The organism is Streptococcus infantis (genome assembly GCF_001579645.1).
GTDB lineage: Bacteria > Bacillota > Bacilli > Lactobacillales > Streptococcaceae > Streptococcus > Streptococcus infantis_E.
In genome coordinates this window covers 357,133-359,337 of record NZ_KQ970818.1, presented here as the reverse complement: position 1 = coordinate 359,337, position 2,205 = coordinate 357,133, and the positions used below count along the sequence as shown (strand labels likewise).

Annotated in this window: 2 protein-coding genes; both read right to left on the bottom strand. The window is 39.1% G+C overall.

Annotated features, from left to right (window positions below; genetic code table 11):
- Nucleotides 1-14 precede the first annotated feature (14 nt).
- The gene (gene vncR / locus SINDD18_RS01715; RefSeq protein WP_061862869.1) at nt 15-671 is read right to left on the bottom strand and encodes a response regulator transcription factor VncR; all 657 of its coding nucleotides are present in this window, start codon (nt 669-671) and stop codon (nt 15-17) included.
- A 70-nt stretch (nt 672-741) separates the two neighbouring features.
- A complete protein-coding gene (vex3, locus tag SINDD18_RS01710; RefSeq protein ID WP_061862868.1) occupies nt 742-2,121 on the bottom strand; it encodes an ABC transporter permease subunit Vex3 in 1,380 nt (459 codons plus the stop codon).
- Between the last annotated feature and the right edge of the window lie 84 nt (nt 2,122-2,205).

Below are 2,205 nucleotides of genomic sequence, written 5' to 3'. Positions count from 1 at the left end.
TAAACCTGAACGTCTCATTTTCTCTCCAATTTATAACCAACATTGCGCACGGTAAGAATACAGTCTAAATCCAATTTTTTCCGTAGTTCCTTGATATAGACATCGATCACTCTGTCAAAAGGAACCTCATCTGTCATCTTCCATACAGCATCGATAATCTGCGACCGTGTTAAGGCTCGACCTTCATTTCTTACCAGATAATCTAAAATTTCCAGCTCTTTTGCATTCACTGCAACTTCTTGACCAGCCACTTTGGCGCTATAGCTGTCAAAGTCTACCTCGGTGTCTCTATAGGTAAAAATACGACCAGTATCATAATAGCGTTTAAAGATGGCATCCACTCGTACTTTTAACAAAGATAGAGAAAAAGGCTTTTCCAAATAACCATCTGCTAATGCAGCAAAGGCACTCATCTTATATTCTTCGTCCTGAAAGGCAGTTAACATCAAGACCGGAACTTGACTAGACTTACGGATTTCTGACAAAACCTCTAAACCATTGAGTTTCGGCATTTGAATATCTAAGAGAACCAAAGAAACTTGGTGATTGGAAAATTGTTCTAAGGCCTCAAGGCCATCTGCTGCCTGAATGGTTTCATAGCCACAATCCGTCAAATAGTCACTAATTCCCTCGCGGATCATGTCTTCATCTTCTACAATTAGAATTTTCATATAAATCCTTTTCTATCAAAAATGCTACCTATATTATATCTCATTTGAGTGAGAATAGGTAGCAGGTTTTTTATTCACTATCCAACAAGAGTTCTTTTGGTTGTTTAAAGAGGAGATTGCTTGAAGCAAGTGCCATAACTAGTACTACAAGAACTAAGCCAAGTACAAAGATGATAGCAAAGTCAGAAGGTTGAATGGAAATATCCAGACTTGAAAGTGTCTTACTAAAGCCGTCAACTTCTGCACCACCACCAAGATTAGAGGCTTGTGCTGCCTTGCTAGCTTGCTTAGCCACATCTGATGTGACATTTGCAAGAACTGTATTTCCAATAGTACGAGCAGTATAGTTAGCTAAGAAGTAAGCTGAAATTAGTGCTGGAATTGCAATCATAACTGCTTCTGTGATAAATTGACCTAGAATACTTGCTTGTTTTAGACCAATGGAAAGGAGAATTCCAACCTCTTTACGACGGGCGTTAATCCATAGTGTCAGTAAGAGAGCCAGTAGAAGAACAGAGAAGCTCAAGCTACCCCAGAAGAGAAGATTAGCCATCTTATACATGCCTGAGATAGATTGCTCAAGGGCAGGATAGTTAGATGAACTCTTAATCAAGCTATACATCTTCCAGTTGATGCCGTTGATAGACCCTAATTCTTGCATGACACTATCTAGGTTCTTATCTCCAGCTACAAAGAAGGTAGCATCTCCATAAATAGCTGTATCTTCTGTATAACCATAGAGTTGGGCAGCTGTGTGAATATCTGTGATAGCTGTATTCTCATAAAGTTCTTGTGAGTAGGTTACAGCAGATTTGTTGTGTCCATCAAAAAGTCCTTTGATCGTTACTTCTACTGTTTCCTTTGCTCCTTTTTCATTATCTGCATCGTAGATATTGGAGTTCAGTTTGACCTTGTCTCCTACCTTCCAGCCATGTTTAGCAGCCAAGTCTTTGTGCATGAGAATCTGGTATTTGTCATCGTTTGTTAAATGCTCACCTTCGACTAGTTTGTAAGAGCCTGACACAAATTTGTCTTCTTTAGCCGAATCATTAACTCCTGTTATCATCAAGCTACTTCCAAAACGTTGAGCTCGATCTGCAGTTAGATTTTTCTTGGTTTCAGGCGTTTCAATTAGTTCATAGCCTGTCAAATCACCGATAGCATTAATCCGTTTGATGTAGGATTCAATGGCCTTATTCTCGGTAATTTTTTTGATATCTTCACCCTTGATATTCCCCGCACCACGTGGAGTTCCTTGATTGACCCTGCGGTTGATTTGCATGGAGAAACTATTGGTGATATTTTTAAAGGTTTCTTGAGAAGCCTTGGCTGTCGCACCCTTGATAGACAAGCCGACCAAACTCAAACTAGCCATCAAGAGAATGATAAGAAAGATCACAAGCGACTTGAAAAATTTTCTTGTGACATAGGCAAATGCGTTGTGTAACATAAGATTCCTTTCTAGATTTACTTCGCTTATATGTTTTTATATTTCTTTATTTCCCTTAAATAGTGCGGACGGGAGCAACTTCAT

What these genes read in the sequence shown, in the direction of transcription:
- vncR (WP_061862869.1), bottom strand. Translation starts at nt 671, where the DNA reads ATGAAAATTCTAATTGTAGAAGATGAAGACATGATCCGCGAGGGAATT.
- vex3 (WP_061862868.1), bottom strand. Translation starts at nt 2,121, where the DNA reads ATGTTACACAACGCATTTGCCTATGTCACAAGAAAATTTTTCAAGTCG.